General features: G+C 45.5%; 25 protein-coding genes. 15 read left to right on the top strand and 10 right to left on the bottom strand.

The window, feature by feature from the left end:
* Positions 1-111 precede the first annotated feature (111 nt).
* From QZ918_RS25960 to QZ918_RS25935, 6 genes are all read left to right on the top strand, one after another.
* On the top strand, positions 112-903 hold the full coding sequence (locus QZ918_RS25960; protein ID WP_293340144.1) for a hypothetical protein: 792 nt from the start codon (positions 112-114) through the stop codon (positions 901-903).
* A gap of 376 nt (positions 904-1,279) precedes the next feature.
* Positions 1,280-1,792, top strand: coding sequence for a hypothetical protein (locus QZ918_RS25955; protein ID WP_293340141.1), 513 nt, complete (start codon positions 1,280-1,282; stop codon positions 1,790-1,792).
* A 31-nt stretch (positions 1,793-1,823) separates the two neighbouring features.
* On the top strand, positions 1,824-2,498 hold the full coding sequence (locus tag QZ918_RS25950; RefSeq protein ID WP_293340138.1) for a hypothetical protein: 675 nt from the start codon (positions 1,824-1,826) through the stop codon (positions 2,496-2,498).
* A gap of 32 nt (positions 2,499-2,530) precedes the next feature.
* Positions 2,531-2,779: a hypothetical protein gene (locus tag QZ918_RS25945; RefSeq protein WP_293340135.1), complete on the top strand. Its 249-nt coding sequence runs from the start codon at positions 2,531-2,533 to the stop codon at positions 2,777-2,779.
* A gap of 62 nt (positions 2,780-2,841) precedes the next feature.
* Positions 2,842-3,282 carry a hypothetical protein gene (locus QZ918_RS25940; RefSeq protein WP_293340132.1) on the top strand — a complete coding sequence of 147 codons (441 nt, stop codon included), beginning with the start codon at positions 2,842-2,844 and terminating at the stop codon, positions 3,280-3,282.
* A 39-nt stretch (positions 3,283-3,321) separates the two neighbouring features.
* A complete protein-coding gene (locus QZ918_RS25935; protein ID WP_293340129.1) occupies positions 3,322-3,537 on the top strand; it encodes a hypothetical protein in 216 nt (71 codons plus the stop codon).
* 7 nt (positions 3,538-3,544) lie between these two features.
* Here QZ918_RS25935 and QZ918_RS25930 read toward each other — a convergent pair whose 3' ends face one another.
* Positions 3,545-3,796, bottom strand: coding sequence for a KGK domain-containing protein (locus QZ918_RS25930; RefSeq protein WP_293340126.1), 252 nt, complete (start codon positions 3,794-3,796; stop codon positions 3,545-3,547).
* A gap of 80 nt (positions 3,797-3,876) precedes the next feature.
* On the opposite strand from QZ918_RS25930, the gene QZ918_RS25925 reads away from it, so the two are divergent.
* From QZ918_RS25925 to QZ918_RS25915, 3 genes are read left to right on the top strand one after another with little or no spacing between them, the layout of a single operon-like run.
* Complete coding sequence (locus QZ918_RS25925) at positions 3,877-4,101, top strand: hypothetical protein (RefSeq protein ID WP_293340123.1); 225 nt, start codon at positions 3,877-3,879, stop codon at positions 4,099-4,101.
* Complete coding sequence (locus QZ918_RS25920; protein ID WP_293340119.1) at positions 4,101-4,322, top strand: hypothetical protein; 222 nt, start codon at positions 4,101-4,103, stop codon at positions 4,320-4,322. The genes QZ918_RS25925 and QZ918_RS25920 overlap by 1 nt, the downstream gene beginning before the upstream one ends.
* Positions 4,313-4,747 (top strand): hypothetical protein, encoded by a 435-nt coding sequence (locus tag QZ918_RS25915; protein ID WP_293340116.1) that lies wholly within the window; start codon positions 4,313-4,315, stop codon positions 4,745-4,747. The genes QZ918_RS25920 and QZ918_RS25915 overlap by 10 nt, the downstream gene beginning before the upstream one ends.
* A 4-nt stretch (positions 4,748-4,751) precedes the next feature.
* Here the strand turns inward: QZ918_RS25915 and QZ918_RS25910 are convergent, their stop codons facing one another.
* A complete protein-coding gene (locus tag QZ918_RS25910) occupies positions 4,752-5,630 on the bottom strand; it encodes a LapA family protein (protein ID WP_293340113.1) in 879 nt (292 codons plus the stop codon).
* Between the two features lie 96 nt (positions 5,631-5,726).
* On the opposite strand from QZ918_RS25910, the gene QZ918_RS33315 reads away from it, so the two are divergent.
* The gene (locus tag QZ918_RS33315) at positions 5,727-5,858 is read left to right on the top strand and encodes a hypothetical protein (RefSeq protein ID WP_527250443.1); all 132 of its coding nucleotides are present in this window, start codon (positions 5,727-5,729) and stop codon (positions 5,856-5,858) included.
* Here QZ918_RS33315 and QZ918_RS25900 read toward each other — a convergent pair.
* Positions 5,842-6,474, bottom strand: a complete 633-nt coding sequence (locus QZ918_RS25900; protein WP_293340110.1) for a flavin prenyltransferase UbiX — start codon at positions 6,472-6,474, stop codon at positions 5,842-5,844. The two genes, QZ918_RS33315 and QZ918_RS25900, sit on opposite strands and share 17 nt — an antisense overlap.
* Positions 6,475-6,642: 168 nt before the next feature.
* On the opposite strand from QZ918_RS25900, the gene QZ918_RS25895 reads away from it, so the two are divergent.
* Positions 6,643-6,765, top strand: coding sequence for a hypothetical protein (locus tag QZ918_RS25895; RefSeq protein WP_293340107.1), 123 nt, complete (start codon positions 6,643-6,645; stop codon positions 6,763-6,765).
* On the opposite strand, the gene QZ918_RS25890 is transcribed toward QZ918_RS25895, so the two are convergent.
* Positions 6,766-9,135, bottom strand: a complete 2,370-nt coding sequence (locus tag QZ918_RS25890) for a ribonuclease R family protein (protein ID WP_293340152.1) — start codon at positions 9,133-9,135, stop codon at positions 6,766-6,768.
* A gap of 188 nt (positions 9,136-9,323) precedes the next feature.
* Between QZ918_RS25890 and QZ918_RS25885 the strand changes: the two genes are divergently transcribed.
* Positions 9,324-9,506, top strand: coding sequence for a hypothetical protein (locus QZ918_RS25885; RefSeq protein WP_293340104.1), 183 nt, complete (start codon positions 9,324-9,326; stop codon positions 9,504-9,506).
* A gap of 510 nt (positions 9,507-10,016) precedes the next feature.
* Positions 10,017-11,030 carry a slr1353 family protein gene (locus QZ918_RS25880; RefSeq protein ID WP_293340101.1) on the top strand — a complete coding sequence of 338 codons (1,014 nt, stop codon included), beginning with the start codon at positions 10,017-10,019 and terminating at the stop codon, positions 11,028-11,030.
* Between the two features lie 421 nt (positions 11,031-11,451).
* Here QZ918_RS25880 and clpP read toward each other — a convergent pair whose 3' ends face one another.
* Positions 11,452-12,084 carry an ATP-dependent Clp endopeptidase proteolytic subunit ClpP gene (gene clpP, locus QZ918_RS25875; protein WP_293340149.1) on the bottom strand — a complete coding sequence of 211 codons (633 nt, stop codon included), beginning with the start codon at positions 12,082-12,084 and terminating at the stop codon, positions 11,452-11,454.
* A gap of 148 nt (positions 12,085-12,232) precedes the next feature.
* Between clpP and QZ918_RS25870 the strand changes: the two genes are divergently transcribed.
* Positions 12,233-12,985: a Uma2 family endonuclease gene (locus QZ918_RS25870; RefSeq protein WP_293340098.1), complete on the top strand. Its 753-nt coding sequence runs from the start codon at positions 12,233-12,235 to the stop codon at positions 12,983-12,985.
* Between the two features lie 131 nt (positions 12,986-13,116).
* Here QZ918_RS25870 and QZ918_RS25865 read toward each other — a convergent pair whose 3' ends face one another.
* From QZ918_RS25865 to QZ918_RS25845, 5 genes are all read right to left on the bottom strand, one after another.
* A complete protein-coding gene (locus QZ918_RS25865; protein WP_293340095.1) occupies positions 13,117-14,268 on the bottom strand; it encodes a sensor histidine kinase in 1,152 nt (383 codons plus the stop codon).
* Between the two features lie 53 nt (positions 14,269-14,321).
* Positions 14,322-15,332 (bottom strand): poly(ADP-ribose) glycohydrolase, encoded by a 1,011-nt coding sequence (locus tag QZ918_RS25860; protein WP_293340092.1) that lies wholly within the window; start codon positions 15,330-15,332, stop codon positions 14,322-14,324.
* A gap of 166 nt (positions 15,333-15,498) precedes the next feature.
* On the bottom strand, positions 15,499-16,632 hold the full coding sequence (locus QZ918_RS25855; protein ID WP_293340146.1) for an acyltransferase family protein: 1,134 nt from the start codon (positions 16,630-16,632) through the stop codon (positions 15,499-15,501).
* 125 nt (positions 16,633-16,757) lie between these two features.
* Positions 16,758-18,170, bottom strand: a complete 1,413-nt coding sequence (locus QZ918_RS25850) for an adenylate/guanylate cyclase domain-containing protein (protein ID WP_293149683.1) — start codon at positions 18,168-18,170, stop codon at positions 16,758-16,760.
* Between the two features lie 47 nt (positions 18,171-18,217).
* On the bottom strand, positions 18,218-23,731 hold the full coding sequence (locus tag QZ918_RS25845) for a trifunctional serine/threonine-protein kinase/ATP-binding protein/sensor histidine kinase (RefSeq protein ID WP_293340089.1): 5,514 nt from the start codon (positions 23,729-23,731) through the stop codon (positions 18,218-18,220).
* A gap of 376 nt (positions 23,732-24,107) precedes the next feature.
* On the opposite strand from QZ918_RS25845, the gene QZ918_RS25840 reads away from it, so the two are divergent.
* A complete protein-coding gene (locus QZ918_RS25840; protein WP_293340086.1) occupies positions 24,108-24,989 on the top strand; it encodes a Cof-type HAD-IIB family hydrolase in 882 nt (293 codons plus the stop codon).
* Positions 24,990-25,152: the final 163 nt, after the last annotated feature.

Raw genomic sequence — 25,152 nt, 5'->3', positions numbered from 1 at the left:
TAATCAATGACTGTTTTCTTACAAAATTCATTATAAAGCGTCTCTGTAGCTTCTAAGCATGGTGAATTTATCTCAAAATATACTCACGACTGGCGAACAGTCTTCAATAAGATGCGTTCCCCCTGGGCTTGCATCGAGGCCGGTTACGCGGTTGCTGGTGGCATAGATGCTTGGCTGGCGATGCAGAGAGTTGCAAACAATTCTGTGCTTGGAGTCGATCGCACCATAGAAATTACCCCAGATCGATCGGTGCCGGACGAGCGCATTGTATTGTCTGGCCCTGAAGCAGTGATGAGGCCGACTGTTGTTAATGTTTTGGCGACTCACCAAATGCTCGGCAATCGGGACGTGGGGGTTCTTATCAACGGTACCCCTGTTGACGACTACATGCGACCGAGCTTCCAAGAACGCTATTTAATCATTGAGTTTAAGGAAAAGCAGCAGCCACCCTGGGTAATGCCAGATGGAAAACGAGCTCGCAAACGGCAAGTGACAATTCCCGACGCCAAACGCGGATTGACTTGGGACAAGATTAAGCTAGCCGCCAAGCTCTACACCAGCGGACAAAAGCTAGTCACGGCGCAACTAAATAACGGCCGCCAGATGCAGGTCTACGCCAGCACAGAGAACGAGGGACTCAACAAAATAGAAGAGCTGCTAGCTTTATCCACTGCGGAAATAGTTCCCAACGGCGCCCGCGACTCCAGCTACACAAACCCAACTGCCCGACGCAGGCAGCAACCTTATATCGTTTACCCGTCGAAAGCCGTTTTAGTATGGCGGCGCCGCTCTGACGACTTGCAAGGGCGGAGCGATTTATCCGATCGCATCTGGGACGAGCAGAGGATCGAAATGGACTTGTGGACTGAAAGTCAACCGGTAGACTTGGAACCGCTGGGCTAGCTTATTTATAAATTTTTAGAAGGTACCGACGCTCCCGCTGAATTTGGGAATTGACTTCCTCTACGGACAGTCCAGTTTCCTTTGAAAGCCGGTTCAGCAGCGTTCCCCTAGGTCGATAGGCATAAGGCCTGCCAAACCTAGAGGCTGCCCTAACCATAGCTCTTTGGCTGGTTGTCCCCAGCATCGGGTAAATTATCAAGTTCATGTGCTTAATAAAACTTTACAATCATTGTCCTAAGTTAAGGTACTAAGGAACAACCCTAGGGTTGTCCGTAAAGTCCTGTATTTGAAATGACCTCTGCGTAAGGGTTTTAGGCTGTTGACAGGCTTGGGGAAAAAGAATTAGCCTGAGCGAAGACAACTAAGGTTTACCGATATGCCAGAAACGCTAAAAGTAGGAGATGTTGCTCCAGAATTTTACCTTTGCGAGGGAAACGACTACCGCAACAAAATCCCTGCTGTCGATATCAATAATGAGCCTATTTCAATTCGTGATTTTGACCAAAAATGCTTGGTGCTGATTTTTATCGGCGAACCGCGAGAAGACTGGCAAGTCGGGCCAAGAATTGAATCTCTCAAAACACTTTCAACATTTGCCGACAAGTGCAAAGAATTGGGAGCCGAACTCGTGGCGTGCGGGATGAATGAGTACGGTAGGATGCTGGACTGCCTAGAGAAAGCCGAGGTTACTTTTAGGTTTATTTTGGCAAGCCACGAGACCCCAGTTATTCACGATTACAACGCTTATTCCGGGGGGGCGCACGCGTTTACTTACGCGATTGCTGGTGGCAAGATTCAGCAGGCATGGGATCAGACTTACCCAAAATCCTTCGACGAAAACCACTTTCAAGAAGTTTTGACTTACATCACTGCTAACAACCTGGCTTAAGGAAGCCACACTAAAATTTACCTAAAAATCTATGGGTTCTCAAAGTAAATACAACAAGAAAGACCTTGTCTTCGTACCGATTAAAATTGCCACTTCTGACGCAGGCGTTGAATCTGGCGGGGTAAATTACGCCTTCTGGACAAACATTCCCGCTGGCGACAGAACGACATTAGGGCAGGTGGCGATTGCTACCCCAGCAGCTCCCCCTGTAGGAACTGTTTTGGCTAGCAGTTTTCCCAAACCGAGGCGAGCAAGCCGGCGGACTGGGCTGAGGTTTACTTCCTCGTTTTGCGCTGTTGGTTCGATTACGGCGCTTAAGGTAGCTGGGTGGAGAATCAGCAAGCAAAAGGTAACGAGACCGCCGTTGCATACAGCAACTTTAAGACCTAATTCGTTCATTCAAACTGTTTACGTTACCTTCAACGGCATTAAATACGCTTGGCAACTTCCGAAAGTGACGATTACTAACGTAACTGAAGCAGTAATCGGGCAGTTGGGTATCAAGCTTGCTGTGCCTGGAGACTTTAACGAGCTTTGTTTCGGGGCAGACGCTCCAAAACCCCCTAAAGCCTCAGTAACTATTGGGGTTACGGGCACAGGCGGGGCTTCGGATAGCTCTAAAACTTTATCAACTTTTTACGATCCGAGTGGAGCATTACCAACAGGATGGACGCAAACGAAAGCACCAGTAATTGCCTTCGACTAATCCTCCCTGGGGATGAACAATTCAATGCAACATTGAGTCAAATCCCTCCGGGTTGGGAAAGTGCAGTAAACGCGAAGGGCTGCTTTGGTTTTGTGCCAGATGCAGCCATGGGCGGAGTTTTGAGGAGCGTTAGTAATTCTGAATTCCAAGATTACATTCTTGGGGGGGAGTACGAACAGCACCAGCAAAATGTCTACGGCGATATGTACGTGCCACCCGAAGAATCGGAATGGTATGAAAGCGATTTCAAAGACATCGAAGAATTTCTAATTGATTGGTAGATGTTTGCTATCCCGTAAAGATTGTCGGTGCAGGCGAATAACGGATGGAGCTTTAGTTACTAATGGCTTGGGTAGATTTAGGTACTGTCGAACCTGTGCCAAACGTTTGGCAAGAAACCAGCGAAAGCGCCGCAGACAGACAAAACTTAGTCGGGCTGACATACGTATCTAACGGATCGATTTCGGAAATCATATCAAGGTTACTCGTTCGCAGAGTCTGGCAGATAGACGGGGGTTTGCCCGTCGAAGAACAAGCCACAATTGTTTATCCATCAACAAACAAAATCTTGCTTGCTTTGCCTGTCTTACCTGATGACGTAGACTTGGGCCTGGCTGTTTTCAAAGTGCAAATAAGGCGGTATTACCGCTTTTACAGGGCAGTAATCCAGGAACCACGTTACTACATTCGGGTCGAGGTTGCGGGAGAGCAAGCAAATCAACCAACCGAGCAGATATTAGAGATTACGAGCCAATTGGAGAATTTAATTGGCCCCAATTTTTAACACGCTCAAAATCACTCATTCAACGAGAGGTAAATGACCATGAACAAAGCATTTTGTCAAGCAGTTGTCGCAGCTTTCAATGTGGCTTTTCAGGCTATCAAAAAGATTGACGAACAATCCGGTGGCTCTGGCGAAACCCAGGAATCGCTCAACGAAGCAATTGCTTCCTTAAACGATATCGCCAGCCGGATGTCTTCAGAAGTTCTTGACATCGCGCCTGAAGCTGAAGTGACACCCGAAACTCCAGCCGCTTAGTTGAGGCTTAAGTTTCGTTATTAGGCTCGTCTGGGGCAAACTCTAGGACAAACCTGACCCGAATTTTTCCCTGAGTCCATCCAGGCGAGCCAACCTTAAGTAAGTTGCAGTGCACGCCACTTTTTGTCCACAGGTCAAAACTATTCCCAAATAAGTAACTTTTCAGGAAGCCTGCAATCATTTCCATAAAGTCGTGAGTTGTGTAAGTTTTGTCGCTGCGGGTCTGAATACTCGCTTCTGAGTCTGTTACTAAAATCACGTGATTTTGTTCGCTTAGTTGCTGGTATTGGGGTTCCATGTACCGGAAAAAATAGGACTGATTATTTTGTACAGCAAATTATGAACTTAACTTCAACGTTGCTCAAAATAGATTTAGCAGTATTGGCTATAGTTCTCGGGGTATTGGGAACTGTTGTTAAGTACCTGCGCGAAATGCAGGACGAGGCTGTTAAATCGGCAGAGGAGCGAACTGAAATCCGGCGGGATGTTGAGTTTTTCGGCAAGCGGCTTGATAGTCTTGAAAATTGGCGGGCCGCCATTTCGGAAGTCAGGAGGTTGCAATAATGTCAGTAGCAGTAGCAGAAGCATTGTTAGCCAACCCAGGTGCAGAAGTCCAGTCGCTTTTGGAGGTTATCCCTTGGCTGACCAAAGACATTTCAAATCTTCGCGCTAGGAAAAAATGCGCGCAGACTCCGGAGATGATCGAAGAAATTGCCGGAGAGATAAACAGGAATGAATCGGCACTTGATGAAATCAAAAAGGAGATTGTGCGGAGATGCAATTAATTTTTACGATGGGTTTAATAGTTGCCTCTGAACTTTTGTACGGCAACCTTCAACTGATTTATCCGGACGGAAAGCCGATCGACTACCTAGCTACTTCCGGCTGTGCTGATTGGCAGCGGCCCGGCGACGAATGGGCGAGGGGTAAAGGGCCGATACCTGAAGGCGATTACGAGATCCCGACAGATCCTTACTGGCTCGAAACTAGGGGAATCGAAGGGTTTTTCTTTCACATTACGCCGGATCCGGTAATTTCCGACAAGGGCGTCCGTGCGGAGCTTGGCATTCATTTTGACGCCAACGTACCGGGTACTGCCGGCTGTATTGGGCTGATCAATGAATCTGGTTGGCGCGGGTTTTGCGATCGGATGGCAGCGATCGCCGAGAGCGGCGTTAAGTCTATCCCGCTGAAAGTCCGCTACCCCTGAACTGTTACTGGGGATTCAGGTTAATCGGGCCGTCGCTGGGACGTGAGTCGTCCTCATCAAAGACATCATCCTCATCCAATCCCCAATCATCCTCTGTGCCTGCACTAGGATTTTGGGGGACTTGGGCGCCACCCGGTGAAGGTATGGGATCTTGCGGGGGAACCAGCACCCGATACTCTGCATCGTAGACAGACTCTGTTTGTCCCACCCCCGACTTGCTGGGATCTCGATAGCCATAGGAGTATACTGAGCCAGCCCAAGACTTGCTTTTTGGTTCCTGCTTCGATTCGTAAGCCCTCGGATTTGCTGCTGGAACGTCATTTGCCTGCGGTCGATCGGCAAAATCTCGATCGTCCCCCCAATCATCATCGCTGCCGCCAGAGACCGATTTTGAGCTATTTGAAACCCAATCATCTTCATCATCTGCGGCTTGAATAATTGTCGGTCGATCGTAATTCTTGGCAACAGCAGGGTTTGGAGTTTCTTGTTGGAAAGTCTGCGGAGTGTAGCCTGCCGGTGTCCCGTACTCAGTTCGATCGGAAGTTTGGCTATTTTCCGTCTCAAAATCGGGGTCAATCTCCTGTTTTCTGGGAGGAGGAGGTGGCGCGTAAGCTGTTCTCCTGTCTGGTGAGACAGCCTCACGGCTGCGAATGTCGCGGCCGCTGCGATCGCGTGTTTGAGATAGGTAATTTGAAAAGGAAAGCAAAGCAGAAATCAATAAAGACGTGACAACTCCCGTCCCCATGCTGAGCAAAATCCAGATAGATAAGGGTAAAGCGGGCGATCGAATTCCCAAAAATACCAGCGATAATGCCGGCTCCACATTTTGTAAGGCAAAAATAGTTAGCCCTACCACAATCACTAGCAATAATACAGGACGCATATCAAATTTTTATTGGTTATTGGTTATTGGTTATTGGTTATTGGTTATTAGTTATTGGTTATTGGTTATTGGTTATTGGTTATTGGTTATTGGTTATTGGTTATTGGTTATTGCCAACTGCCAACTGCCAACTGCCAACTGCCAACTATCAACTGTCAACTGCCAACTGTCAACTGTCAACTGTCAACTGTCAACTGTCAACTGTCAACTGTCAACTGTCAACTATGAAGTCTTCTTCCTTCCAGCGTTTGAGAGGAACGCAATCAATCCCCAACTGATCCAAAGCACGAGCCACCACAAAGTCTACTAAATCTTCAATTGTTTGGGGATTGTGATACCAAGCGGGAATCGCTGGCACAATTCTAGCTCCAGCTTCTGCTAAGGTCGTCAAATTCCGCAGGTGAATCAAACTAAAAGGGGTTTCTCTAGGTACAAGTACCAATTTACGCCCTTCCTTGAGCTGAACGTCGGCCGCTCTTTCGAGTAAATCCGAGCTCAAGCCAGCCGCCAATTTGCCTAGTGTACTCATGCTACAGGGAATAATCATCATCCCTTGGGTGCGAAACGATCCGCTAGCAATATTAGCACCAACATCTTGCCAGGGATGACACCGGAGTTTGCCAGAATTGGGTACTCCTGCTTGTTCTCGCCAGAATTCTTCTTGCAGAGTCGGTTCTGCGGGCATTCGGATGTTCTGTTCGCTTTGCCAAACCATGTAGGTAGATTTTGATGCTACCAGTTCGACGGCTCGATCGGCTTCCAAGAGATATTTTAATGTTCGCACGGCGTAAATCAGTCCCGATGCTCCAGTCACTCCTACAATCAGCGGGTAGTTAGTTGTCATTAGTTAGTTGTTAGTTGTTATTTGTTATTTGTTATTTGTTATTTGTTATTTGTTAGTTGTCATTAGTTAGTTGTTTGTTGTTTGTTGTTAGTTGTTTGTTGATGATTGGTTAATATAGTTTGTAGCCCATATCTAAATACTTAGTTGGTAGACAATCACAACTAAATATTGAGGCAAGTTAACAGTCAACTGCCAACTGCCAACTGCCAACTGTCAACTGTCAACTGTCAACTGCCAACTGCCAACTGCCAACTGCCAACTGTCAACTGTCAACTGTCAACTGTCAACTGACTATTCCTCATCATCAAAAGCTTGGCTGCCGCCGCCAACAGCAACTAAATCAATTTGCTGGCGGTAGTAGTCAACGCTCTTGACTTGAACTTCTACCCGATCGCCCAAACGGTACTGATTGCGGTTTTTGCGGCCAACTAGAGTTTGCTGGCGCGATCGATATTCATACCAATCATCCTTCAGCGAAGAAACGTGCACCAACCCTTCAACTCGCAAAAGTTCGCTTTCTGGCGGCCGCACCTCAATTTCCACAAAGAAACCGTAAGACTGCACCCCTGTAATCAAACCCTGGAAAGTTTGACCGGTGCGCTCTTTCATCAATCCGGTTTTCTTCAATCCCTGCAAATCGCTTTCGGCATCCTCAGCAACCCTTTCGCGTTCCGTCAGGTGTACCACCGCCGCTGCAAACTCTGTCTCAAACTCGTGATGCAAGTCTGGCGGCAGGACATTCCAAGTAATTTGACCGTGACAGGAGGAATGGTGCAGGTTAACTTTTTCCTTAGCGCGAGTTGTACGGCTGCTTCGCCCTTGCTCTAACACAGCGTGCAACACCCGCAGCACCAGTAAATCGGCGTAGCGGGAAAGTGGCGAAGTGCAGCGCGTGTAGCCACCTGACAGCGCCAAACCGAAGTGCGGCTTGGGAGTTGTGCTGTAAACAGCGGGCTTCATCGTGTCTTCGAGCAGGTAGGTGAGAACTCTTTCGGACTTGAGGCCGGCAAACTGTTGGGTAAATCGCTGGAAGTCAAAGGGCAGAACTTCTTCCTCGTTTTCGAGATACAGTTCGCCTCCGAGGTTGTTGGAGAGTTTGATGAACTCTTGAATGTCTGCCGGATCTGGCATCGGTTGGACGCGGTAGATTGCTGGCACTCCCAAGGCTTGCAGGTGGGTGGCGACAGCTTCGTTGGCGAGTACGACCAACTCGGAGACAGCCGACTGGGCGGCGGGAGCCGTTGCAAAAGCTCCTAATTCGCCTTCATCGTCGAAGTGAGAGTTAGCGTCTGGCAAATTTAGTTCAAAAGCTCCCCGCTTGAGCCTCGCGTGTCTGGCAGCCTGTGAGGCTGCGGAGATTTGAGCTAGGAAAGGACGGAGGGCGGAGGATAAAGCGCGATCTTCGGCATCGGAGCCTGGTTCGACAATTGCTTGAGCTTGCTCGTAGGTTAGCTGGTAGTCAATGTGAATGACGCTGGTTTGAATTTCGTATTCTAGGAGTTCTCCTGATTCGTCTAGGGTGAGCATGATGCTGAATGCCAGCCGTTCGGTGTCTAGCAGCAGGGAGCAGCGATCGCTGAGGAGTTCTGGCAGTACGGCAATGATTTTTTCTCCCAAATGGGCTGCTGTGCCTCGTTTGCGGGCTTCGCGGTCTAGGGGGGTTTCCGGCTGTACGTACTCGGCGGCGTCGGTGACGTGGATTCCAACTTGCCAGCCGCCGGACTTCAGACTTTCGATCGACAATGCGTGTTCTATTGGCGGATCCGAGAGGAATGAAGTGGGGTCAAACTCGTTTTCGGTTGCGTCGTCTGAGAAACTTTCCTGCTGAGTTTTCGGGGCATCATTTTCGCCGTTGGTTTCTATCGGTTCATTTCTGCTGAAGGTAACAGTCAAGATGTTCCGCAAATCTAGCCGTTTTTTGATGTCAGTTTTTTTGACTTTGCTGGGCAAATTTTCGGCTGCTTTGATGACGGCTGCGGGGAAGGAGCGCGGCAAGTCGTGCTTGCAGCATACAATGTCGAGGTCGTCGGCGGCTTCGGCGTCGGAACCGAGTACCTGTACTACTTTGCCGACTGGGCGGTGGGTTCCTAGGGGATAGCGTTTGACTTCGACGTGTACTAAATGGTCGATCGCCTCTTGGAGATTTGTACCGTTGGCGAGCAAGTCTAGTTCAAACAGCAGGCGATCGTCCAGGGGAATTGCTCTGTAGCTGACGCGGCCGGTGGGGGTGGCGGTTTGCTTGACTCGCGCCAGTACCGAGGGGTTGGCGCGTTCGAGGATCAGCATGACTTCGCCTTCGGGCGATCGGCGGCGGCTACCTTCTTTGATAATTTTGACTAAAACTCGATCGCCATTCCAAGCTGTCGAGAGGTGACTTTCCCGCACGTAAACGTCTTCTGAACCTTCAGCATCTTGAATTGCAAAGCAAAATCCTTTGCTCGAACAGCGCAGTTTTGCTTCTACTACGTCATCTTCAGCTACTCGACGATAGCGGCCTTTGTCTTTGACTAATATACCAATTTTCTCTAGAGCTTCTAATGCAATTTGAAGTTTGAGTTGACTGGTTTCATCATTGCAGTCGAGTTTTTTTTCTAGTGCTTTGGGAGCCACTAATTTGTCTTCTGTAAAATTTGCCAGCAGTGCAGCGATAGAAAATTCCATGTAGCGATCGATCCTCTTGTTTCCAGCAATTAGTCTAATTTTGGCGAAATCAGCCGCACCCTTTCTTGCCCTCGCTGTGCCTGCTTCCCAACAAATGCGCGGGTTAGTAGGTGGAGATACCAGCACAGTCCGTGCTACCCGTGCGCGGGGATTTTTTCAGATTATTTCCCCACACCAGCAGTCGCTAATTGTCTGCTGTCTGTCTGCAAATGACAGATGATGGTGCAGACAAATACCCCATACCCTATTCCCCAATACAATTTTTTAGCGTTGGTTCCTTTGCTTTTGGCTTGCAGCGCCGAGCTCTTCGCGAAGTAGAAAGCCCCTGTCGGTTCTTAAAAGATGACTCGATGCTGAAAGCGACGGGTTGAGTCCTGGATCGGGAGATGGAGAGATGCAGAGGGAGAAAATTTGCATTTGGGCCTCCTGCCTTTTTCCTTCTGCCTTTTTCCTGCTTTCTTCTGCTTTTTGAAGTGCCTCTTGCCTTGTGCTAAAGCCAAAGATTTTACCGTCTCAAGGCAAAATTGCTAGTAGCTCGCCGCTGCGATACCCCTGTTTTTGCAAGCGTTCTGCCCTTGCGGACGGAGGTGCAATTCAGGGTAGGGAGCAATCTGTGCTGTAGAAAGTGCAAGGTACACAAAACCGGAGACTTTTACTACTTTTGCCTAGTTGCTGTGTCATGTCCTATAGGTAGAAATGACGCCCGGTGCTTGTTAGCTTAAACCGCCGGATGTGGGATAGGGTTTAGTCGCGTGAAAGGTTGCGCGGATGATTCACCTTACATTTATTGTATGTTGAATATGTGCTTTCAGAAAAATGTTTTCTCTGGGTTGTACTAAACTTAAGTCATCAGCCCCTTCTGGTTTCGGGGTCAAAAAATTATGTTTGCTGAATTTCGCGCCCTTTATCCCGCTGGACAGTTGATCTGTGAGTTGCTGACTATTCATCACGGTAAGTTTGTGGTTCGCTGTCTGGTTCAGGTTGACGGCAAAACTCTCGCTACTGGTATGTCCGCTGCTGAGTCTGTTGAGGATGCTGAAGACCGCGCCCGATCGCGAGCAATTGCTGTCCTCGCATTTGCTGCTGCTCCGACTCCGGTTGCTGCTGTTCCCGTTCCCGTTCCGGCTCCGGCTTCGGTTGCTGCTGTTCCCGTTCCGGCTCCGGTTGCTGCTGTTCCCGTTCCGGCTCCGGTTGCTGTTGTTCCCGTTCCGGCTCCGGCTCCGGTTGTTCCCGTTCCCGTTCCCGTTCCGCCAGCCCTTGCTCCGCTGCCGGTTTTAGAAATGCCTGTTCCAGACAAAGTTGACATACCGCATCAAAGCAATTTTGTCAATGCCGAACCCAAATTAAATGCAGAGTCGATCGCACCTGTAGCGGAACCTTTGCCGCCAACAGTTGATTTACCTCCGGCAGTGGGATTTGTACCAAAGCAGTTAGACTCGGACGCTTGGCTGTCTTCCAGCTACGGCGAACCGCTTCCAGAATTGGAAGTGCCAAATACTAGCCAAAGCGAACTGTCGCAGGGTGCGGCCGAAGTCCGGGAATTGCAACCGATCGCCGTAGGAACTCCCAGCGATGCGATCGAAGATGATTCTGATACGATCGCCCAAATAGATGCCATCCTCAAACGGCTGCGATGGACAAAAAAACAGGAAACCGACTGTCTCGAACAAAATTATGGCAAGTCATCGCAGAGAGAACTTTCGAGCGAACAGTTGGCAGACTTCTTAGAATATCTGGAAATCTACAGCAGAACCACCGAAGAAATCAAGAGATTGGGATGGACAGCCAACCAAGGAAAAGATTATCTCAAACAAGGTTACGGCAAAGAAGCGCGACACTTCTTAAATAGAGAACAATTGTTCGACTTCCTGCAATATCTCGAATCTCTACCCTAAAAATCACAGGTTTGTAGTGAGGACTTCAGTCCTTCTTTCAGGTTTGTAGTGAGGACTTCAGTCCTTCTTTCAGGTTTGTAGTGAGGACTTCAGTCCTTCTTAGGAGTAAAGTCTTCACTATCAAAGAAGTTACCGTAAAAAAGTTTCAAATAGGGGGAGCATCTCAGTTTTGCAAAAACAATTTTTTTTATTATAGTGCTGTCCCCGCTTGCGTATTCTACAACTCGCGAGCCGGGACAGCACTATAAAAGCCAAACTGAGATGCTCCCAAAATAGTTTCGTATTGAAGACTTAAATCCTGCTGTCTGAGGACTAAAGTCCTCACTACAAACCTATTTAATGAAAAGGAATTAAGCCGACAGTAAAAATCAAAAATCAACAATGAAGAAGATTTCCCCATTGTTGATTTTTGATTTTTAATTTACACCACAGCAGCGATCGGGCGGCTAGCAGAAGGACGGCGATCGATCACTTGATCGACCAAACCATAATCCTTTGCTTCTTCAGCCGACATAAAGAAATCGCGTTCGGTATCTTCTTCAATGCGGGAAAGCGGCTGACCGGTATGATCTGCCAAAAATTGATTCAGGCGTTGTTTGTGGTACAAAATCTCTTTCGCCTGAATTTCAATATCAGTAGCTTGTCCTTGAGCTCCGCCCAGAGGTTGGTGGATCATAATCCGGGAGTGAGGCAGACTCATGCGCTTGCCTTTAGCGCCCGCACTCAGCAGAAAAGCGCCCATGCTGGCGGCCAAACCAAGACAAATAGTGCAAATATCGGGGCGGATGTGGTTCATCGTGTCAAAAATGCCCATACCTGCCGTTACCGATCCGCCGGGGGAGTTGATATAGAGGTAAATATCTTTCTCCGGGTCTTCAGCGTCTAAAAATAGCAATTGGGCTACGATCAGGTTGGCTAAGTCGGAGTCAACCTGTTGGCCCAAGAAGACGATGCGATCGCGCAGGAGTCGCGAGTAAATGTCAAAGGCGCGTTCGCCGCGACCGGATTGTTCTATAACTGTTGGGATCATTGAACGGGCCTGCCTATTACGTATCTTTTTTTTATTTTAGCGATTTGGGCTCATTTATAGTTAGGGTGCGCTGGCGGGCGATCGACCCTGAAGCCTAAAAGCTTGAAGCTGAAACCAGTTGAGGCATTCTCGTCGGTTATAATTAGGTGTGGAAGTTTCTGGTAGAAATGAAATGACTTCTCAATTACAAACTAAGTTACCGCCAACTCAACAACCAGAAAAAGTTCTGTATCCAGACAGCGACGGACAGCCCATGTCAGATAATACGCTTCAATTTGGTTGGATTGTCAAACTCAAAGAAGGGTGCGAAGCATTATTTAAAGACAATCCAACTGTATTCGTAGCCGGAGATTTATTGTGGTATCCCGTCCAAGGTGACAATAAAACGAAGCGCGCACCCGATGCTATGGTGGTATTTGGCAGACCTAAAGGATATCGCGGTTCTTACCAGCAATGGCTGGAAGATAATATCGCGCCGCAGGTAGTTTTTGAGATTTTGTCGCCGGGAAATACGCTATCGGAAATGGCGCTGAAGTTGCAGTTTTACAACCGCTTTGGTGTGGAAGAATATTATCTCTACGATCCAGATAATAACGATCTGACTGGATGGCAAAGAGCGGACACAGGATTAACGGTAATTGAATCCTTGGATGGTTGGGTTAGTCCGCGTTTAGGAGTCCGGTTCGTATTTGCAGAACCAGAATTAGAGATAATTCGTCCCGACGGACAGCGGTTTTTGTCTTATGTCGAGTTAATCGAACAGCGGGATGAAATTCAGCAACAGCGGGATGAAATCCAGCAACAGCGCGATGAAATTCAGCAACAGCGCGATGAAATTCAGCAACAGCGCGATGAAATCCAGCAACAGCGCGATCGCATGGCTGCTAAACTGCAAGAATTGGGTATCGATCTAACTCAGATTTAAGAATAAGTGCGATCGTTCCCTACATTATCTATTCTGTAGGGTGCGTCGCTGTGAGATATTCAATGGAACTTGCAGATTATTTGTGGCGACGCACCCTACTAAATCTGAGGTTTACTACAAAATCCAGACTTCTACGACCCACCAACTGGCAAAATAATTATAAATTCTGTTCCTTGTCCCAGTGTTGAATTTACTTCGATCGCACCTCCGTGTTTTTCTACCACAATTTGATGGGCGATCTTCAGTCCCAATCCTGGGCTTTTACCAACTGTTTTTGGGTAAAAAAATAAACAATCTACTAATATTTTAGCTTTCACATCTTCACTCATACCTAAGCCATTATCTCTAATGCTGATTTTAACCTGGTCTGAGAGGATTTCTGTACGAATCGAAATTTGTTGAGGATGAGCTTTAATTTCGGCAGAAGACCGAGTTTGTGCCATTTCGTCAAACATATCGATCGCGTTTACCAGAATATTCATAAATACTTGGCTTAATTGACCGGAGAAACACTCGATTTTTGGTAAATCGCCATAATTTTTGATGATTTCAATCTCAGGACGGTTTTGGTTAGCTTTGAGGCGACATTTCAGGATTAAGAGAATACTGTTAATGTTATCATGAATGTTACAAAAAACTTTCGTGGAGTCATGCCGACTAAAGGTACGAATTGAATTGCTGATGTTCCTGATGCGATCGATCGCTATTTGCATTGAATTTAGCGACTTGGGCAAGTCTTCGATTAAAAATTCTAGGTCAATATCTTCGGCATTCTCTTGAATGGGTGCTGCTGGGTTGGGATAGTGTTGCTGATAGAGGGCTAGATGTGCGATTAAGTATTGAAAATACTCTTTAACGTAGTTGATGTGGCCCATGAGAACGCCGATCGGATTATTAATTTCGTGAGCAACACCTGCTGATAGCTTTCCTAAAGCGGACATTTTTTCATTTTTAATTAGTTGCACTTGTATCTGCTGCAAGGCTGCAAGGGTTGGTTTCAAATTGGTTTCAGCTTGTGGGCGATCGCAAATTTCTTGACGAAGCTGTTGTTGAATGTTCTCCAAAGCCTGATAAGTATTCACCTCTGCTAGGACTGCTTCACTTTGAATCTGTTGAGTTGTTACATCGAGACAATCTTCTTCAGTCGAGGTATCGCTTGGTTCGACGACAGAAACATTTCCCTGTGATAAGTTGTTGAGGATTAGATTTGCTAAGTGTAGTTGCTCCGTTAGTGGCCAAGTGCGGACAACTTGAAGATAGATTTCTCGAGCGTTAGTCGGCATAATATATCCTCCTGCTTTCTATTTCAACCTAAACAGGTGTCGCGAATAACTTCTTAATTTCCATCGCTCCATCCCCACTGGAATTCCATCTCATAAATCTTTTGTATCAAATCTGAAACTTTAACCGGTGAATCATCGGGTACTAAATCTCGATCGACTATTTGTCGAGCAGTTGCCAGAGCTTGATTGCCCGTAGCATCACTCGTATGAAATACCAGACTATTCACTTGACTGAGGCGAGCGGACAAGAGTTGTAAAAGAGCCATTAGAACGCGATTGCCACCATAAGCTCCGCATCCCCAAAACCCTGTATGAATAATCAAAGTCGGTGCTTGAGGTGACTCTAACTGCGATTCGATTCGTGCTGCTGAAAATCCGGTGAACGCTGTTTTCAGGATGTATTCAATTTCTGCAATGCTATAAGAACCCTCGCCATAGGCAGGAGCTTCCATCGCAATAATGTTGGTGATTGTAGGCGGGTTTAGAGGTTTTGTCGCTTGTTCGATAGCCTCTGATGTAGCTCGTCCAAAATTGTTGCCGTAAAGACCAACAGGTCGCCCTTGTTCTGGATTGCGATCGGTAGAAATTGCACACCTCCGTTCAACTCCACGAATCAGAATCGGTGTAGGTTGTTCGCTCTCCACTGTCAATGGCTTAATGTTAGAATCTAGTAAAGCTTCTCGCAGCGAACTGAGTGCTGGATGTTCGGCTACCTGCATTTCATCTTGGGCAAATAGCGAATCACCATAAGCACAAAAAAGATCGTGATGAGCGAAATTCAGATACCACTCCATCTGAGTGCTATCTTGGGATGGCTCGTACTCAAAATATCCCTTTCGCTCAGAAAGATCGGTCTGATGTTCGAGAGGAGAAAAATATTCTGGAAGTGGCATTGCATACCATCGGGAAAAAGCTAATTGACCGCGATGAGTGCATCCGGGCGGACAACAAATGTCATAAACTATCTTCTTATTAGCATGGTAAAATTTGGGTGGGTGAGAATTCATCAGAGCTTCCGTATCAAATGTCTGCCGACAGATCGAGTTATCAAAGAAGTCGTTCATTGCTCTCTCCCTTCCAACATAGAAACACTTTTTTCAACGTTAACCGCCAAAGGCTGTGGATGTCAAGACCGACTAGCTCTTAGATACCCGACTTCTTCAAGCAATCCGGTATCTGGAGTATCTGGTTATTGTGTTTTTTTAGGCAGGCTAACTTATTGCTGAATGCTCAAATTTTTATCATCCAACCTCGACGGTACATTCCATACAAAATCAACCACCAACACAATACCGCCGTCACTGCAAAAGCCAGAGAACCATTCAACGGCCCAGCCCAAGGCACAAACCAGTTTTCATAAATCCAAGTGTAAGTTGTTGGAGCAGTTTCGCCACTACCGATACGGGTTTTTAACAGAATTCTGGCGACAATCCCAGAAGCAACAAATAGGAAAATCGCATTCAATCCCATGATTTCAAACGGCCGCCCCCATTTCCAACTTCTAACTTCAATTGTTTCGTAGCAAGCTGCTAGCAATAGCAACGCCCAACCTGCGGTAAAAACTACATAGGAACTCGTCCAAAGTTGTTTGTTGATCGGAAATGAAAATCCCCATAAATGACCAATTACTAAGCAACATAATCCACTAATTACTAAATTTAAACTCGTCCGGGTTTTGATTGGCTGCACGCGCAACCATTCCCCTGTAAAATAGCCGATCAGCACTGTCACGCTGGCTGGTAATGTGCTCAACAATCCTTCTGGATCGAAGGGGCCACCTTTGTACAGGTGTTGGCTGCCGAGAATTAGCCGATCGATATATCCACCTACATATCCCTCCGGCGTCAGTGCGTATTCAGTGTACCCCCCTACAGCAAATACGAATAATGCGCCCCAATAGCCTAAAAGCACCGCAACAGCAAGCAGTTTTTGATTGCGGGGGGAAAGGTTCAGAATCGCGATCGCACTAATTGCATACGCTAAGCCAATCCGCTGCAAAACTCCCATGATGCGGATTTTACCGAAATTTGCGATCGGGGCGCCGTTCAAAAGTACGTCAAGGGCGATCGAAGATGTATTTAGCAGCAATCCTAATACAAATAAAATCGCCGCCCGCCACACAATTCGCCAATAAATATTTGTTTCTATTTTTGTAGTAGTTTCAGTATATTTTGACAGCGAGAAAGACATCGCACAGCCAACGATAAACAGGAAAAACGGAAATACTAAGTCTGTCGGGGTGCAGCCGTGCCATTCCGCGTGATCTAGCGGCGGATACACCTGTTTCCAACTGCCGGGGTTGTTCACTAGAATCATCGAGGCGATCGCAATTCCGCGAAAAACATCAAGAGATTTTAAGCGCATAAATAAGTCAGTAGTCATTAGTCAGTAGTCAGTAGTCATTAGTCGGTAGTCATTAGTTATTAGTCAGCCGTTATTTGTTATTTAATTGCCCAATGCCCAATGCCCCATTCCCCATTCCCCCTTCCCTATATCTCTATCCCTTCCAAAGTCATAATCAGTGCATTCTTCATCAACATATCGCAGCGTTCTGCATAAAACAATGCAGCCTTATCATACTTGTTCACTTGCAAGACACGCATAAACATTTGCCTCGCTTGCGCGAATTGCTGCTGGTAGTGAAAAAAAATTCCCTGTTCAAAATCAGTTTGGGTTTTTCCTTTTAGTTCGATCATCATATCCGAGTCGCCGTCATAAATCTCAAACACAGCCACCGGCGCTTGCTTTCCTTTTACTTGAACGCGATCGAGAAATCGGCACTTATAATGTTGGGGGTCGTCAATCCGGCACAAAGTCTGAACGCTAGCAACAATACCAACTCCGTAAAGCTTTGTCAATCCTTCCACCCTAGAAGCTAAATTTACAGCATCAGAAATCACCGTACTTTCCATCCGTTCCGCCTCGCCAATAGTACCCAACATTAAAGTTCCAGTATGCAAGCCAATCCCTATAGAAATAGGTTTGTATCCACAATTTTGTCTGTGTTTGTTATAAATTTTAACTTGCTGCTGCATCTCTATTGCTGCTTGCACAGCATCTTCAGCACAGTTAGGAAATAAAGCCATAATTCCGTCACCAATATATTTATCTATAAAACCGTTGTACTGGCGGATAACTGGGCCAACTCGGCTTAAGTAAGAGTTGAGAAATTCAAAATTTTCTCGGGGAGACATACTCTCTGACAAACTTGTAAATGAACGAATATCAGCAAACATAATCGTCATTTCTGCCTGTACAGAGTCTCCCAATCTGGCATCAACTATGCTTTCTCTTTGGAGAAATTTCAAAAATTCTCTGGGTACAAAGCGCGCTGACGCTGCTGCTATTTTTTCTAGTTCACTTTTGCTGGCCTCGATTTGAGTCAGGGCGCGAAATGCTCTGAGTGCTGTCACTACCGTGGTAAATAACTTTTTGTTTGTTAGTTCTGTTTTTGTTTTGTAATCATTAATATCGTAGCTGACAATTACTACATCTTCTGGCACTTGTCCCGGCTGTCCGGTACGCAAAATAATCCGTACTACTTGATTCTCTAAAATATCGCGGATGTATTTTACTACTTCCAAGCCTGCCTCTTCTGTTTCCATGACTACATCGAGTAAAATCAAGGCTATGTCTGGATGGGCTTCGATTATTTCTTTGGCTTCTTTACCTGAGTAAGCGCTGATAAATGCGATCGCTTTGTTTTCAAATATAAATTCATTTAAAGCGAGTTTTGTAATATTATGAATTTCTATTTCATCGTCTACAATCAATATTTTCCACGTTCCTGCGATCGGCTTGTCTTCCGTCTCGTCTTCGTCGGCAAAGATTAATTCATCGTCGCCTGCCACTATTAATTCGTCATCGCCCGCAGCCAACACATTTTTACTAGCTTCTGACATTTATCGTTCTCCTAAATAGAATTATATTAAAACTGACAGTATAATAACTAATTTCTTCTTATAGCCGGAAATTCTATCATAAATTTTGTGCCTTTTTCTACTTGACTTTCGCAGCGAATTCTGCCTTTTAGTTTTTGCGTGACAAGGTTGTAAATAATGTGCAGTCCCAATCCTGTGCCGCCCTGACCTCTTTTTGTCGTAAAAAATGGTTCAAAAATTTTACTGAGATTTTCTGGGGTAATTCCTTTGCCGTTATCGGCATATTCAAATATTAGCCGATCGCCCTCTAGTTTCAAATCAAATGCCAGAATCCCCCCATTTTCTGCATCGTAAGCGTGAATTAGGGAATTCAACACCAGATTTGTCACAATTTGAGAGAACACACCGGGGTAACTGTCCAGTACAATATTTTCATCGCACTTAATCTCTACTTTGTGCTTAGTTCTTCTGAGTTTGGCGCTTAAGGATGTCAAAATCTCCTCTAGATAGTTTTTCACGTTAAACGTGCGTTTTAATTCGCTCGACTGATCTACAGCCACTTCTTTAAAACTGTGAATCAAGTCTGCCGCCCGCGTGAGGTTGGATAAGATCATATTACTGCTTTGCAGCGCCGTATCCAGGAATTTTTCTAGCTCCGATCGTTTAATTTGACCCTTGCTGTAAAGATCCAAAAATTTTGTGACTTTTTCAGCCAGTAGCGAGGCGGCAGTGATACCTACGCCGATGGGAGTATTTATTTCGTGGGCGACACCTGCAACCAACCCTCCGAGGGCAGCCATTTTTTCCGCTTCTACCAGTTTATTTTGAGCCGATTTTAAGTCTTCTAAAGTTTGGGACAATTCGCAGGTACGCTGCTGAACTAAGTTTTCAAGATTCTGATTGAATTGCTGCAAGTTCATGTAAAGTTGGGCGTTTTCAATCGAGATAGAAACTTGAGAAGACAGCAGTTTTAATAGTTCCAACCTGTCTGGCGTAAAAGCGCCTGTAGTCAGATTGTTTTCTAAATATAAAATGCCACTGAGTTTGCCTTGATGGATTAAGGGAGTGCAAAGAATTGATTTAGGTTGAACCGCAATTATATAAGGTGCGCGAGTAAATTGTCCTTCGCGGGTGGCATCATTTAAAACTATACTTTCCTGGGTACGGGCGACGTAGTTGACAACAGAAACTGCCAGCAAAGTTACTTCTCGATCTTCACCTACAAAATCTATCGGAATTGATTGCATTACATTAACCCGCTCGACATCCACAGAGCCTGATGCTTCAATCACCCATTGACCAGATTTTTCTAGTATTAAAAAGCCTTTTTGTCCCCCGGCATTTTCAATAACAATTTTCATCAGTTTTGCCAGCAGTTTGTCTAGAACTATTTCGCCCGCTAAGGTTTGCGATGCTTTTACTGCTGTTGTCAAGTCTAGTACGCCTGCACCGTCGCTCGTAGTGCAAGCGCTACTCGTAGATTTGTGAGTTTCGATATTAGTTGAAATTGAGGGTGAAGTCAGCAACTGCGAGTATTTTGATTCTAAATGCGCTACTTTCGCTTTAGCTCCCCAGCGCTGATAGCAATAACGCGCTTCTGTCAAGTAAGTTTTCGCAATTTTTTCTCGTCCAATCGATAAATAAAATGCTCCTGCCAATTCTGCTGCTAGTGCTTGTACCTGTATGTATCCGTTTGTTTGCGCTCCGGCAATGGCGGAGTCGTAATATTCCATTGCTCTCACAATATCTCCCAATATTCGAGCTTTTTCAGCGGCAATCAAGTCACATTTGTGCTGGAGGTTCATCGGCGCAGAAAGTGCTTTTTTTTGCATTTTTTTTAGGTTGGTGTTTGCGTAAAAAAGATGCTCTTCTTGTACCTCTTTTGTTGCCGATGGATATGCTGCGAGTCGGGCGAGAGAATCGTAAAAATGGTATTCAGGAACATTAATAAACCCCACAACTCCGTCTAAATAAACTTCGGCTTGCGCTGCATTTTCTAGCGCCAGCTCGACATTGCCAAATAAATAGGCTAATATTAATTTCTGTAAGTAAAAAGTTTGAATTCCCACTCGATCGTTAACTTTCAACAGCAGCGGCAATAATGTTTTTTCGCTGTAAGCTTCACGTAATAAAATGTCGGGGCTTTCCATTTTACCCATCAATTGCAAAACTGTTTGCCAATATATTTGATTCCAAGTCAATACCGTTTCTTGCTTTAGTTGAAATAGCAAATGGTTGTAATTTACCATTTTTCGTTCCAGTTGCGGCAATTCTTGACCAATAAAATACAAGGACTGACAAATATTTACGGCAGAATATCCAACCGATTCTAAATCACCATTTTCGAGCGCGCTTTGATAGGCTTCTTCTAACAGAGGTAAAGTATCTTTAACGTGATGTTTGCCGTGCATCAAAATGAAGGCAACTAAATTAAGAGTCTTGCTTTTGAATTCTAAAGCATTTAGCCGAGCGATCAAATTTAATGCTAATTGACCAAATCGCTCGCCCGATTCAATGTCTCTAACTATTCCTTTTAAAATTGCTCCGTAATTAGCATAACCGAAGGCAGAAAAAGCAGAATTTCCGTAGTTTATAGATAAATTAACTTGCTCGCAGACAATCAACGGCAACAGTATGGGTTCAACAATCGAGGTGGCCGACAACATACTGGAAAGCACGCGCATAGTTGCTAATTTACGCGGCTCGGTCATCATAGGCAAGTCAATTAAATCTTCTATCTTTTTTCCTGTTAAATAAGCTGAGGTTTTGGTAAGTGCTTGCTGAATGTGGAGGGGAGTTGGCGATTTTGGAAAGTTTATTCCTAACATTGTGAGTGATTCCCGACCAATTGTTACCGCTTCTTGCAGTTTGGTTTGCATCGCACAAGCTGTGATTCGGATTTCAAAAACTTTGACTTTGTCTAGTTCATTTTGGGCGTATTGCAAGACAATTTTTGCCCATTTTTCCATTTGTTCAAAATCGGTATTGAGGTAAGCTGCTTCTGCTGCTGACTCGTAGAGTGCAAGAGTCAAGTCGTAGTCGGTTTGCCAACTTTGCATGGGAAGCAATGCAATACCTGCGGCCAAATATTTGACAGCGAGTTCGTAAGCTGCACTGGCTTTTGCTTTGCGGCCCGCCATTAAATTTAATTTACATAAATGAAGTTTTTCTAATTTACTGCTGATGATTGGTTGGGCTGCATTTAGTTGGTTGACTAAATCGAAAATATGGTTTTCTAATTGCTCTGGATGCGCGTTTTGCAGCAAGAATCTGCCGATTTTGAGATGAATTTCTTGTTTCTGAGATTCCGATATTAAAGCGTAAGCTGCTTGCTGAACTCGCTCGTGCAAAAATTTATAAGTTGCGCTACCAGCATCAGCAACTGGTAGGGACAATTCATCTGTAAAGTCTCTAGATATTTGGTCTGTCAGCCCTGTGCTTGCTGCTAGTGCGATCGGAATTTTGTAAGCGTTATTCACGGGCAAAATCAGACCGGACTGAAGTGCCTCCCAGAGGTCTGTTGCTGCGGAAGTGAGAGGTTGTTCGCTGATTTGGGAGAGAATTGCTAAATCAAATTTGTTACCTATACAAGCGGCTAATTTTAGCAGTTCCTGCGTATTGCCTGAAAGTTTCTGAATGTTGTCTATCATTAATTCCACAACATTGTCAGTTATTCCTATTTCTTGTATTTGCTCAATGTCCCACTGCCACTCGCCTGTGATTTTGCATTTTTTCACAGCTTGTTCTGGGATTTGTTCGGCAAAGTCAGACAAGTGAGGTTCGGCTCGATCGACGGAATTTTTAGAGGCTACAATTTTAAATTGTAGCATTTTTTGCGAGTAAAGAGACTTCAGCAACTGGATTATAAAAAATGGATTTCCTCCGGTTTTGTGAAACAGTAATTGTCCCAAAGGTAGCGATTTTTCTGGGGCGCAGCTCAGAGTATCCGCGACGAGTTGATTGACGCTGTTAATATCTAAAGGCAAAAGGGCGATCGTACTTACATTCCCGCCTGCTTTCCTAATTGTTTCTGCGGCTAGCATTACGGGATGATTTGCATCTACTTCTGATTCTCTATAGGCTCCGATTATTAATAAGTATTGGCTGGCCATGTCAGTTGCTAGCAGTTGGATCAACTTGAGCGAGGCTGAATCAATCCACTGCAAGTCATCGAGAAAAATCACCAGCGGGTGTGCTTTTTGAGTAAAGATGCGGATGAATTTTTGAAATACTAAATTAAAGCGATTTTGAGATTCATTCGATCCTAAATCTGGCACAGAAGGCTGCGACCCGACAATCAGTTCTACTTCTGGAATAACTTCAATAATTACTTGGCAGTTGTTACCGAGAGCATTTAAAATTTCTTGTTTCCAAACTAGCACTTTGGCGGCTGTTTCTGTGAGAATTTGCTGCAACAAGTCTTGAAAAGCTTGGAGCAAAAAAGCGTAGGGAATATCGCGCTTGAATTCCTCAAATTTGCTGTCTATAAAATACCCATTCTCCCGGAGTATGGGTTGGTAAATTTCATAGACAAGCGACGATTTGCCAAGACCGGCACAACCGGAAATAAGTAGGATTTCTGTATAGCCTCGCTTCATGCGATCGAACGTATTGAGAAGTAGATTAACTTCCGCTTCTCGTCCGTAAAGTTTTTGGGAAATTTGTAGGTGAGTTGACCGATCTTGCTCGCCGAGGGTGATGTGAGAAATTGCGCCGCTTGTTTGCAGTTGAGCGAGACAATTTTCCAAGTCATACAAAAGTCCGAAAGCACTTTTATACCTGTCTTCGGCTGTTTTTGCTAATAGCTTCATTACGATATCGTCAATGGCTAGAGGAATCTCGTCGCTTTCTGTTTGATTGATGCTGCTTTTGACTTTCTGCTTTCTATTTTCGCCAGGAGAAATGGGTGTTTTAGCAATATGGCAGTGCACTAATTCCATCGGATCGATCGCACTAAAAGGCAATTCGCCGCAGAGCATTTCATAAAATGTGACGCCTAAAGAATAAAAATCGGTGCGGTAGTCGATCGCCCGATTCATGCGTCCCGTTTGTTCGGGAGAGATATAGGCGAGGGTTCCTTCGAGTAAATTGGGGTGGGCCAGGGCGGGGTTTTCGCCCGGTAGCAGGGAGGCGATCGCAAAATCAGTAATTTTGACATCCCCAGTCTCTATATTGACAATAATATTGCTGGGTTTAATATCTTTGTGAATGATGTGGTGTTCGTGAAGTTGCCCGAGAGTTTCTGCTAGTTTTATGCCTATTTGGAGAAATTGTTGTAAATCTAGCTGGTTGGTGCTGAGAAAATCTTTTAGGGAAATGCCACCAAAATCTTCTAAAATTAAAACAGGAAAGTGATTGTATTTTTCGAGCTTGTAAAGTTTGACTATTCCTGGCAAATTTAAATTTTTAAGGATTTCTGCTTCGTGCAGGAGTTGGGCTATTCGCCCTGGGGTAGGGTAGGTCGGCGTGAGAGTTTTCAGGATAACTGGTTTTTGATCTTCAAGCTGCATCCCTCGATAAATGGCTGTGTGGGGGTTTGTATAAAGTTCTCCGTCAATGCGGTATCCCGGAATGGTAATCATGCTGTTTGAGGGCTGGCTTGAAAAGTACGGTTAGAGGATTTTAGATTTTAAATTTTAGATTTGAGATGGAAGAAGTGGGAATGAATGATGACAGAATGGTTGACATATTGGCTGCTGTTGTTGTTTTTTACATGGTATTATTAAGTAAGTAAAAATACAGATCGTAGATCGAGGGCGGTTTTTACGGCAGTAAACTAGCTGCTATTATGTAGCTTAGTTAAACCAGGCCCTAAAGGCTCATCCTTGATACTTTTTTGGGGTTTACTCAATTATCTATATTCTAGTATTCAAAAAATCAGAAGTTGCATTTTGCTATCGGGCCAGTGCCAAAATAAACTGGTACGTGCAAATCAACAGGTAAAATCTAAAAACAATCATGCAGAATATAACTGCCTCAAATCCAGCTACTGCGACCGATCGCAATTTTGGCACCGCAGACATTAAACTACTGGTAGTGGATATCGACGGGACGATCGCAGGTTTGTCAAATCAGATCCGAGAACCGGTCAAGCAGGCCATTTTGGCAGCCCAGTCGCGGGGAGTGAAAGTAGCTGTCGCTACGGGCAGGATGTACCAGTCTGCTTTGCGTTTCCACTCGCATATCGGCTCAACTCTGCCGCTGATTTGCTACCAGGGCGCGTGGATTCAAGATGTCGCGAGTCAAAAGCGGCTGCGCCACTTACCGCTGTCGATACCAAGGGCTTTGCAATTGTTAGAGCATTTTGAAGTACCGGAATTGCGATCGCTCCTGTCGATCCATTTCTACATTGACGATAAACTGTATGTACCAGAAATTACCACAGCTACCCGACTTTATGCCGAACGATCGGGTATTGAACCAAATGTAATTAAAGATTTGCGGCGAGATATTCCGGGGGAACCGACGAAAGTCTTGGCTTTGTGCCAGAATCCGGAGGTACTCGACGGGTTGCTCATTAGTATGCGCGAGCGTTACACGCCTGCGGAGCTTTATTTAACTCGATCCGTTGCTACTTTTTTTGAAGCGACGCATCCTTCGGCGAATAAGGGAGATGCAGTGCAGTATTTGGCGGAGGAAATTTTGGGTTTGCAGGCGGCGAATGTGATGGCGATCGGCGACAATTTTAACGATCTAGAAATGATTTCCTACGCGGGTGTGGGCGTGGCGATGGGGAATGCTCCTGATGGGGTGAAGGCTGTTGCTAATTGGGTGGCGCCGGATGTGGAGGAAGATGGTGTGGCGGCTGCGATCGAACAATTTGTTTTGGGCGCGAGCTAATATTGTTTGTGGAACAAGCATTTTGCTTGTTATCTGTGGTTCGTAGTGAGGACTTCAGTCCTCATAAATTCAGAGGACTGAAGTCCTCACTACGAACCTAAGAGTATTTATTTAACGAACCGCGAAGACGCTAAGAACGCGAAGGAAGAATTGAAGGGATAAT

It is taken from the genome of Microcoleus sp. CAWBG58 (assembly GCF_020883045.1).
Taxonomy (GTDB): Bacteria; Cyanobacteriota; Cyanobacteriia; order Cyanobacteriales; family Microcoleaceae; genus Microcoleus.
This window is presented reverse-complemented; position numbering and strand designations above follow the sequence as displayed.

Bases quoted from the DNA above. Each gene is read 5' to 3' on its own strand.
- QZ918_RS25870 (WP_293340098.1), top strand. From the start codon at position 12,233: ATGACTTCTCAATTACAAACTAAGTTACCGCCAACTCAACAACCAGAA.
- QZ918_RS25950 (WP_293340138.1), top strand. From the start codon at position 1,824: ATGGGTTCTCAAAGTAAATACAACAAGAAAGACCTTGTCTTCGTACCG.
- QZ918_RS25860 (WP_293340092.1), bottom strand. From the start codon at position 15,332: ATGAACGACTTCTTTGATAACTCGATCTGTCGGCAGACATTTGATACG.
- QZ918_RS25840 (WP_293340086.1), top strand. From the start codon at position 24,108: ATGCAGAATATAACTGCCTCAAATCCAGCTACTGCGACCGATCGCAAT.
- QZ918_RS25880 (WP_293340101.1), top strand. From the start codon at position 10,017: ATGTTTGCTGAATTTCGCGCCCTTTATCCCGCTGGACAGTTGATCTGT.
- QZ918_RS25925 (WP_293340123.1), top strand. From the start codon at position 3,877: ATGAACTTAACTTCAACGTTGCTCAAAATAGATTTAGCAGTATTGGCT.
- QZ918_RS25960 (WP_293340144.1), top strand. From the start codon at position 112: ATGCGTTCCCCCTGGGCTTGCATCGAGGCCGGTTACGCGGTTGCTGGT.
- QZ918_RS25850 (WP_293149683.1), bottom strand. From the start codon at position 18,170: ATGTCAGAAGCTAGTAAAAATGTGTTGGCTGCGGGCGATGACGAATTA.
- QZ918_RS25900 (WP_293340110.1), bottom strand. From the start codon at position 6,474: ATGACAACTAACTACCCGCTGATTGTAGGAGTGACTGGAGCATCGGGA.
- QZ918_RS25915 (WP_293340116.1), top strand. From the start codon at position 4,313: ATGCAATTAATTTTTACGATGGGTTTAATAGTTGCCTCTGAACTTTTG.
- QZ918_RS25865 (WP_293340095.1), bottom strand. From the start codon at position 14,268: ATGCCGACTAACGCTCGAGAAATCTATCTTCAAGTTGTCCGCACTTGG.
- QZ918_RS25940 (WP_293340132.1), top strand. From the start codon at position 2,842: ATGGCTTGGGTAGATTTAGGTACTGTCGAACCTGTGCCAAACGTTTGG.
- QZ918_RS25855 (WP_293340146.1), bottom strand. From the start codon at position 16,632: ATGCGCTTAAAATCTCTTGATGTTTTTCGCGGAATTGCGATCGCCTCG.
- QZ918_RS25890 (WP_293340152.1), bottom strand. From the start codon at position 9,135: ATGGAATTTTCTATCGCTGCACTGCTGGCAAATTTTACAGAAGACAAA.
- QZ918_RS25920 (WP_293340119.1), top strand. From the start codon at position 4,101: ATGTCAGTAGCAGTAGCAGAAGCATTGTTAGCCAACCCAGGTGCAGAA.
- QZ918_RS25955 (WP_293340141.1), top strand. From the start codon at position 1,280: ATGCCAGAAACGCTAAAAGTAGGAGATGTTGCTCCAGAATTTTACCTT.
- QZ918_RS25935 (WP_293340129.1), top strand. From the start codon at position 3,322: ATGAACAAAGCATTTTGTCAAGCAGTTGTCGCAGCTTTCAATGTGGCT.
- QZ918_RS25845 (WP_293340089.1), bottom strand. From the start codon at position 23,731: ATGATTACCATTCCGGGATACCGCATTGACGGAGAACTTTATACAAAC.
- QZ918_RS25910 (WP_293340113.1), bottom strand. From the start codon at position 5,630: ATGCGTCCTGTATTATTGCTAGTGATTGTGGTAGGGCTAACTATTTTT.